This is a genomic window from Prosthecobacter sp., assembly GCF_014879935.1.
GTDB lineage: Bacteria > Verrucomicrobiota > Verrucomicrobiia > Verrucomicrobiales > Verrucomicrobiaceae > Prosthecobacter.
Genome location: NZ_JACSRD010000141.1, coordinates 1 through 8465, shown reverse-complemented (window position 1 = coordinate 8465; position 8465 = coordinate 1). Strand labels below are relative to the sequence as shown.

6 protein-coding genes and 1 pseudogene are annotated in these 8465 nt (G+C 63.7%); 3 read left to right on the top strand and 4 right to left on the bottom strand.

Features of this window, described 5'->3' with window-relative positions; translation table 11 throughout:
* Both IAE77_RS12850 and IAE77_RS12845 read right to left on the bottom strand, forming a co-directional pair.
* Nucleotides 1–208 (bottom strand): annotated as a pseudogene (locus tag IAE77_RS12850) (hypothetical protein); the annotation flags it as partial.
* Between the two features lie 216 nt (nt 209–424).
* A complete protein-coding gene (locus IAE77_RS12845; protein WP_294227071.1) occupies nt 425–793 on the bottom strand; it encodes a polymer-forming cytoskeletal protein in 369 nt (122 codons plus the stop codon).
* Nucleotides 794–1072: 279 nt separating this feature from the next.
* Here IAE77_RS12845 and IAE77_RS12840 point away from each other — a divergent pair, with 279 nt between their 5' ends.
* The 3 genes from IAE77_RS12840 to IAE77_RS12830 all read left to right on the top strand — a co-directional run bounded on the left by IAE77_RS12840 (nt 1073) and on the right by IAE77_RS12830 (nt 4480).
* The gene (locus IAE77_RS12840; protein ID WP_294227068.1) at nt 1073–2239 is read left to right on the top strand and encodes a beta-ketoacyl synthase N-terminal-like domain-containing protein; all 1167 of its coding nucleotides are present in this window, start codon (nt 1073–1075) and stop codon (nt 2237–2239) included.
* A 168-nt stretch (nt 2240–2407) separates the two neighbouring features.
* A complete protein-coding gene (locus IAE77_RS12835; protein ID WP_294227066.1) occupies nt 2408–3199 on the top strand; it encodes a glycosyltransferase family 2 protein in 792 nt (263 codons plus the stop codon).
* A gap of 126 nt (nt 3200–3325) precedes the next feature.
* Nucleotides 3326–4480 carry a glycosyltransferase family 4 protein gene (locus IAE77_RS12830; RefSeq protein WP_294227064.1) on the top strand — a complete coding sequence of 385 codons (1155 nt, stop codon included), beginning with the start codon at nt 3326–3328 and terminating at the stop codon, nt 4478–4480.
* Between the two features lie 8 nt (nt 4481–4488).
* On the opposite strand, the gene IAE77_RS12825 is transcribed toward IAE77_RS12830, so the two are convergent.
* Complete coding sequence (locus IAE77_RS12825) at nt 4489–5817, bottom strand: carbon-nitrogen hydrolase family protein (RefSeq protein ID WP_294227062.1); 1329 nt, start codon at nt 5815–5817, stop codon at nt 4489–4491.
* Between the two features lie 152 nt (nt 5818–5969).
* Nucleotides 5970–8465: zinc-dependent metalloprotease (locus IAE77_RS12820; protein ID WP_294227060.1), on the bottom strand; the 2496-nt coding region annotated here is incomplete at its 5' end.

Sequence of the window (8465 nt, the reverse complement as noted above, 5' to 3'; positions counted from 1 at the left end):
AGATGTGTATAAGAGACAGGTCCTGCACCTCGGGTTCTGGAGCGGAGGATGGTGGTGTGCCCTGGCTCGTCAGGTAGGCGCCAAAGCCATCAGCGGCGGAGAGATTTTCGGACGGCTTCTCCTCGGCCGTTGGAGCTTCAGCCACAGGAGCTGCCGGGGGAGGAGTGGGTTTGGCCTCCTGGGGTGTTTGCTCCCAGGCATCCGTCATGCCCGCGCCTGAGCGTGACACATTCGAGGCAGTGACCTTGCGTTTGTGGATCGTCAGATGGACTCCGCACTTTTTGCAGAATGTGGAAACGACGAGGCGCGGCTCATATTGAGCCGCGCCACAAGAAGGGCACACCACTTCGATCAGATGTCGCGGTGGCGTGGGAAGGATGCTGGACTTCGAGCCGAAGAGCCGCCCGAACACTCGAATGACAGGTTAAGGTTGGGGTTTGGCACCGCCGGCGAAGGCAGGCTTTGTCTCGGGCTTCTTGCCGACCTGGGACTGACCCATGAAGGTGGCACCTTCTTCGATGGCGAGGGTTCCTGCGGCGATGTCACCGACGAGGATGGCGTTGCTCTTGAGCTCGCAGCGCTCGGCCACGGTGATGTTGCCTTCCACCTTGCCGAAAATGATGACGGAACGGGTCTTCACCTCGCCCTTGATCAACGCGTTTTCACCGACGGTCAGGCTGCCATCGGAGATCACCTCGCCTTCGATCTTGCCATCGATAATCAAGTCATGGGAGAACTTGATGGAGCCTTTGATTTCGACGTCGTTGGCGAGAACGTTTTTGCTGGTGGTCATGACGGGAGGTGCGGAATGTGAGCGTTGGGGTTGTGCAGCAGGAGCGGGCGCGGCGGAGAGAATGGGAGCGCGCTCGGCAGCGGCCGGCGCGTGAGATTCAGAACGTCGGTCGTCCTTCTGCCCTTCGGATTGTCCAATGATTTGCCTTAACATGAGAATGAAAATATAGCGGACTGTTAAGTTGAGTGTCAATCTTTGCCTTGCGCAATTTTTGAAAGACCGACGTAACGAAGATGTCTGCCGGGTTGCGGGAACGGGCTTTTGCTGCTGTATCGAGTCATGATGGAACGCGTGCATGTCACAGCTGCTGAGGCAGCCTGTGGGATCGGTCTGAACGTGGAAGAGTGTCTTGAGGCGCTGCGGGGGAGGCGTGGTGGCGTCACGCCTCTGGCGGATCGCGTGCCGGGTCTCCATGATTTCGCCGGAATGTCGGCCGGGGTGCTGCGGGAGCGGGGGCTGTTGAAGGGGCGGCGGTACGGTGCGGCCAGCAATGCAGCCGTCCGCGTGGCGGCCGGGGCGGTGCGGAGAGCGGGGTGGACAGGGCCGACACTGCATGAGGCGTGGCTGTTTGCAGCCAGCAGCCGTGGAAATGTCGGCGAAATCCTGCGATCCAATGCATGGCGCAGGCCGGTGCGGAAGTTCAGTGCCAGCAACACCATGCACAGCGAGATCGCCGCCGCGGTGAGCATTGAACTCGGCATCCGCGGACCCTGGCAAATGTGCTCGAATGGCTGCTCCTCCGGCCTCGATGCCCTCGGCATGGCCTGGATGGCCGTGGCGGCCGGCCTGGCTCCCCGGGCGCTGGTGGTGGCGGTGGATCTGCCGCTCGTCGCCGACTTGCTGCGCGATTTTCGCGACACCGGGCTGCTGTCCCTCAATGGCGTGAACGATCCCTTCGCCCTCGGGCGGCAGGCGGCCACCAGCGGCTTTCTGCCAGGCGAGGCCGCAGTGGCAGTGACCCTGGAACGGGAGACGGACCGTGCCCTGTGCCGGATCGAGCACTATGCCGCGAACAGCGACGCCTCCGACGCACTCATGATTCCCGAAGACGGCGGCGGGATCGCCGATTGCGTGAAGGCAGTGGTCAAAGTGGGAGACGCAGGCAAGGTCGTCGCGCTTTGCCCCCATGCCACCGGCACGATCAATCATGCCCGCGTCGAGCCTCCGGCGCTGCTGCGGGGAGTGGAAGGCAAAGCCGTGCCCCTGATTCCGCTGAAGCCTCACACGGGGCACGCGCTGGGTGCCAGCGGCCTGCTGGATGTCGCCTTGCTGGCCGCGTGTCTGGGTGAAAAATGGATTCCAGCCGTGCTGCCGGGGCTGACTCCGCCGGCATGCGGTCTCCCTTTGAATGAAGCGCCACTCGCCGTGCAATCCGGCGACCGCGTCATTAAACTTGCTTCCGGCATGGGTGGTCACAACGCCGCTGTTTCGCTCGCAGCGGTCTGAAAGCGGAGAGCGTAGGGCAAAGAGCAAAGAGCAAAGAGCAAAGAGCAAAGAGCCACGCTTCGGACTCCGCGCGTGGCTGAACGACGCGTTGCCCTTCGCCCTTCGCTCTCAGCTCTCTCCGCATTCTTGCTTGGCACCTGCCGTGGATTCGCGACAATCGGCCGTCGCATGACCCGGCTGCCGCTTTCGATTTCCATCATCTCCCTCAATGAGGAGGCCAATCTCCGCCGCTGTCTCGTCAGCGTGGTGGATCTGGCGCAGGAGATCGTGATCCTCGATTCCGGTTCCACCGACCGCACGGCGGAGATCGCCGCTGAGTTTGGCGCGAAGTTTGTGCATCAGGACTGGCTCGGCTACACCGCGCAGAAGAACCAGTGCCTCGCGTTGTGCTCGCAGCCGTGGATCCTTGCCCTCGATTGCGATGAGGAGCTCACGCCGGAACTGCGCGCGTCCATCCTGCGCTTCTTTGAGAACGGTGATCATGAGCGGTTCGACGGCGCGTGGATGTCCCGCTTGGTCTGGTTCATGGGCCGCTGGATCCGTCATGGCGACTGGTATCCTGACCGCAAGGTGCGGCTCTTCCGTCGCGACAAAAGCCGCTGGGCCGCCGATGGCGGCGGGCAGGTGCATGAGCGGCTCGATGTCGATGGCCCCTGCACCACCTTGCAGGGGGACCTGCTGCACTACTCCTTCCGCAACATCGAGCACTACCTCGTGAAGCACGTGCAGTATTCGAAGGTCTTCCTCCAGACTCAGCAGGGCAAAGGCAAGCGCTGGTCCCTGCTCCACACCGTGTTTCGTCCCTGGTGGCGCTTCATGCGGGCCTATTTCTTGAAGCTCGGCTTCCTCGATGGCTTTCCAGGCTTCTGGATCGCCATCGCCACGGGCTTCTTCGCCTTTGATCGCTACAGCCGCATGTTCGAGGCGGAGGCGGAGGTCAAATCGAAGCGCGGGGCCTGAATTTCGACCACGGATGAAGCGGATTCCCCGAATGTCAGACAGCCGGTCATCAGTTCAATGGCAGGACACTGGAATCATCCGCGCCATCCGTGAAATCCGTGGCTCCAACCGTCCGGCTTCAATCGCATGAAGATCGCTCTCGTTCATCCGCAAATCATTCGCGCCACGGCGGTGGAGAGCTTTCTCATCGAGTTCGCGCGGCGATTGTCCGCCGCCGGGCATGAGATCACCTGCGTCACCTCCCTCACCACGCCGGAGATCGCCGCTTCGCTGCCCGTGCGTTGGGAGTTGCTGCCACGTCTGCGCGGATCGGCCGTGATGCGGATGTGGCACTTCAATCGCCTCGCCCCGCGTGCCGCGGTGGAGGCGGGTGTCGATGTCAGCGTCGGCTTCGGCCGCAGTTGCGTGCAGGACATTCATCGCAATGGCACCGGCTGCCACCGGCTCTACGGCCAGTCACTGCCGTTGTGGCAGCGCTACAGCCTGCGGCACCTCTATGAGCTGCATCTGGAGCGCCGCCTTTACACCGGCCAGGAGACGAAACACTTCGTCACCAGTTCACGCACCGTCGCCACGCAGTTGCAGGCCATCTACGGCACTGCGGCGGAGCGTTTCCACATCCTGCCGCCTCCCGTCGAGAGCCAGCTCTTCAAACCGGCCGCGGATCGCGCCAGCGTGCGCGAGGCCCTGTGCCGGAAGCTCCAGACCGATCCGCAGCAGCCCGTGCTGCTGTTCATCTCGCTCAGTCATCGCCGTCGCGGCCTGGAACCGCTGCTGCTGGCCATGAAACACGTCCACGCCACCCTGTGGATCGCCGGCAAAGGCCTCAACGCCGCCCAGCGCGATCTCATCCAGCGCCACGGCCTCACCGCGAAGGTGCGCAGCGTGCCCGTCACCACGAATCTGGTGGAGCTCTACCAGTCCGCCGACTGGTTCGTGCATCCCACGCAGTATGACGCCTTCTCCATGACCGTGCTGCAAAGCCTGGCCTGCGGCCTGCCCGGTATCGTCTCCGTCATGGATGGCGCCGTCGATCACATCCGTCACGGCGAAAACGGCTTCCACCTCCACCATCCGCAGCACCCCGCCGAACTCGCCACCGCCATCAACACCGCCCTCGCCTTGGAAAGGCCTCAGTGGCAGGCGCTGGCGAACACCGCTCGTGAAACCGTGACGCACCTCACCTGGGAGCGTCACATGCGGGAGTGGACGGATGTGATGGATGGTTTGCAGGCAAGCGCTGCCGCTTTGAGCCGTCACTCAGCGCCCTTTGCTTTTTGATCTGCCCATCACTCCTTCAACGGCGGCGGGCGGTGGCTGGGGATCTGGGCTTTGAAGTCGCCGAGGCTGTTCCAGTGGGCGGGTTCGCCGAGATCGACCTCGGCGATGGCCAGGGTGCCCCATTCGGTCGCTTGGGCGAGGACGTCGCCGTAATGATCGAAGATGCCGGAGATCATCCACTTCTGGCTGGTGGCGTCGGTGTAGGTGCTGCTGACGATGTGGACGTGGTTCTCGCAGGCACGGGCGGCGGCGAGCATGGGATTGCAGCCCCAGACGGGCCAGGCGATGACTTCCGCGCCGTTGATGGCGAGCGCCCGGGCGACTTCGGGGAAGAAACCGTCGTAGCAGATCATCATGCCGAGCCTGCCGAAGCGGGTGTTGAAGACGGGATACTCATGGCCGGGGGTGATGCCGGCCTCGATCTCGCCGCGGGGAAGGGTGACTTTGCGATACTTGCCGATGAGGCGGCCGTCGGGGCCGAGCAGGGCGGCGGTGTTGTAGAGGGTTTTGCCTTCGCGTTCGACGAGACCGGCGACGATGTGGAGATCGTGCTTCTTTGCCAATGTTCCGAAGTAGGCGGTGCTGGGTCCGGGAACCGGTTCGGCGCATTCGGCCATGGTCTTGCCGGTGCCGTAGTAGGTGAGGGTTTCGGGCAGGACGACGAGGTCGGCCTTCTGTCGGGCGGCTTCTGCGATGAGGGGCGCGAATTGCGGCGGTTTGTCGGCGGGGTTTTTGCCGTCCTTTGGCTGGAGGTGGATGGTGGCGAGCTTCACTTTGCGCGGTGCAGGTGGTAGCACCGGGGTGAGCGTGACATCACTCCATTCCACCCGCGCATGGGCGGCCCACTGGAGGTAGAGCTCGATCTTTGCCTGCTTCGCCTGGGTTGGGGCCCGCAGGATGGTGTCGAACTGCGTCCACTGGTCATGTTCGCCGCCGGGATCGCGGGGATACTCGGGTTCAGCACGCGGGATGGAGCCTTTGGCGTAGCCTTGCTTCGCCGGCGCTTCCCAGGTGACGGGTTTGCCATCGGCATCCTGCCAGAGGATGCGGGCATAGACGCTGCGGCGTGGCAGCGGCATGGCGCTGAATTTGCGCCAGGCCTGGAAGCGGTGATGCTGGCCGCCTTCGACGGCGACGGTGCGCGTCCAGCAGCCGATCCAGTGTTCACCAGGGCCGGTTTGGAGCACGAGGGCGCCTTTGGCATCGTGTCCACCGGTGGTGAGTTCCTGGGCGTCCGGCCGGGCCTCGTCACGCGGCGACCAGAGGGACCAGCCCTCGGCGGCGAACGCTGGAGCGATGGCGGCGGCGAGAGCGAGGACGACGGCGAGTGGTTTCATGCGGGAGGGTACGACGCGCGGAGGTGTGAGCATGCAGCGGACCCGCGCGATCGTGTGTGTGGTTTGGGAAGGTGCCGGCCTACCGCTGTCTCCGTCTGTTGTCCGGCGCACGCCAAGACGCCGGGAGCTTTGGATTAGCCGGTCAGGGCCGTTCACTTCTCGTCGAGACCGCGGCGGATGCGGTATTTGATGGCGAGCTGGTGGGCGGGGGAGGCGGGGAAGGTGAGGGCGCGGATGTTTTCGATCTGCAGCAGGGCACTGCTCTGGATGGCGTGGTAGAAGCTGCCGTTGTGGGCGATGTTGAGCAGACGGTTGAGGTATTCGAGCTGGAGGTTCTGACGCATGGCGCTGACGGGCTTGGTGCGGTCGTCGCCGGTGAAGATGGCGGCGGTTAGCGTGCTCAGGACCTCGTCGTAGGAGACCTCGTTGCCGTAGAGGGAGCTGTCCATCATGCGGCGCAGGGTGCCGGGATGCAGGAGGTGATCGAGCAGGCCGCGCTGGATGACGAAGATGCGGTCGTGGAGCTTCGGGTCCTCTCCTTCATCGCGATGATCGAAGCCGCGACGCTGCAACTGCAGGTGCGCATAGAGCTCCGGAGGCGCGGCGAAGGCATCGGGTGCGAAGGCATGCCGGGCGAGGGCGGCGAGGGCCTGGCGCTGTTTGGCCGCCTCGACCGGGCGGAAGGGCACGGCGCCTTCGGCCTGCCCCTGGACGGCACGCTCGACATACACGCCGCCGACGTAGCGGGAGATGGCGTGGAGCGAACTGCTGGCCTCCTTGGTGAGCGAGGAGAAGGCCTGGGCGACCTCCTGCCAGCTCTTGCCGGGATCGGAGACGTCTTTGAGGATGTTCGCCATCTCGCCACGGACGATTTCGCAGCGCTGCTCACCGTAGACGATGGGATCGCTGCTCATGTCGAAGAGCATGGCGCGAGGATCGATGGCCTTGCCAGGCATGCGCATGTCATCGGCGTCGTTGGCGAAGGCGAGCTCCGGTTTGTGAGACTGTGCGGCGATGGCGTCGAGGCGTTTCTGCTCCTCGACGGGGTCTTCCAGGGCCTCGCTGTAGCCATAGTTGATGGCCCAGTGGTCGTAGGGGCCGGGCTTGGTGGTGAAGTACTGGCCCTGCTTCACGCCTTTGGGTGCGATGTTCACCGGCGGGTAGTCCATGACGGAGCCGGTGAGGCCGGCTTTCTCCGTGATCTCGGCGTTGTGGATGTCTTGCAGGCTGTGGAGGTTGCTGGAGCGGAAATTGTGGTTCAGGCCGAGAGTGTGGCCGACTTCATGCAGGCAGAGGTAATAGAGTGATTCCTTGATCATGCGGTCCACCTCCACGCGGTCGCTCTTTTGCAGGCGCAGCATGGTCTGGCCAAACATGAGGCCCTGACGTGCGGAGCCGCAGGCATCGCAGGCATGCGGATTGAAGAGCTTTGACTTCGTATCGTCCTCGCTGGCGCTGCTGAGGTCGGCGAAGAGTTTCTTCGTGAGGAGACGCTTGGTGATGAAGCTGTACTCCAGCATGATGTCGGCGCCGAGGATCTCCCCGGTGCGTGGATTGGCGAAGCTGGGGCCGTAGCCGCCGAAGGGCGGGTTCACACTGCTGGTCCAGCGCAGGACGTTGTGCTCGATGTCACCGGCGTCCCAGTTGGCTTCGTCGGGCTGTTGTTTGACGACGACGGCGTCTTTGAAGCCGGCGGTTTCAAAGGCCTCATTCCACTTCAGCACCGCGGTGCGGATGGTGTCGCGGAATTCGACAGGCGTGGTGTTTTCGATCCAGAAGACGATGGGCTCCACGGGCTCGCTGAGGGCGGTCCCGGGCTTTTGTTTCACGAGGCGCCAGCGGTGAATGACGTCGCGGTAGGGGGCGACGTCGGTGCTGGTCATGTCGGTGATCTGGTGGGTGAAGTAGCCGATGCGCGGATCGTCGGCCCGTGGTTTGTACTCGTTGTCCGGCATGGCGATGAGCGAGTGCTGGACCTGCACGGTGATGTAACGGGGGTTGGCCACGTCGGCCTCGCTCTCCCAGTTCGCGGTGGGGTTTTCGAAGACGTATTCGGCCACGAGGGAGCTGTTCTTCGGGTAGCCGTTGATGCGGAGGATTTTTGACTTGGTTTCCGAGAGACGGCCGAGCACAGAGCGGTCGCTGTGATTGCTGTCGAGCTTCACCGGGGTGAGGTTTTCCCGCAGGAAGAGATTGGTGCAGGGGATGAGGACGCCTTCTTCGTCCTCGGCCACGATGGTCTCGCTGGAAAGGACGGCGTTGGTGGTATTCGCCTGCTGGGCGCGGGACAGGGCGCTCTGGGGATCAAAGTGGAGCTTGGTGTTTTGCTCCACGAGCTCGACGCGGTCGAAGCTCTTGCGGACAGTGAAGATGAGCGAGTCTCCGTAGCGGCCGCGGTTGTGGCCGGAGGCCACGGGGCCATCGACGCTGTGATTGAAATAGATGTACTCGGGCCCGAACTGCGGCTTGGCGATGAACAGCCAGGGGACGCCTCGCTCAGTGTCGAGGTACATGCGGAACAGGCCATTGACGCGGTGGAAGCCCTTGGTGAAGTCCGCCACCGATTTGCGCTTCGGTTTGTTGTCTTCCGCCGGCTTCGTGGTGGCGGCGGGCTGCTGAGGCGCTGGTGCCGGGGTGGCTGCCTGGGC

What these genes read in the sequence shown, in the direction of transcription:
- IAE77_RS12845 (WP_294227071.1), bottom strand. Translation starts at nt 793, where the DNA reads ATGACCACCAGCAAAAACGTTCTCGCCAACGACGTCGAAATCAAAGGC.
- IAE77_RS12835 (WP_294227066.1), top strand. Translation starts at nt 2,408, where the DNA reads ATGACCCGGCTGCCGCTTTCGATTTCCATCATCTCCCTCAATGAGGAG.
- IAE77_RS12825 (WP_294227062.1), bottom strand. Translation starts at nt 5,817, where the DNA reads ATGAAACCACTCGCCGTCGTCCTCGCTCTCGCCGCCGCCATCGCTCCA.
- IAE77_RS12840 (WP_294227068.1), top strand. Translation starts at nt 1,073, where the DNA reads ATGATGGAACGCGTGCATGTCACAGCTGCTGAGGCAGCCTGTGGGATC.
- IAE77_RS12830 (WP_294227064.1), top strand. Translation starts at nt 3,326, where the DNA reads ATGAAGATCGCTCTCGTTCATCCGCAAATCATTCGCGCCACGGCGGTG.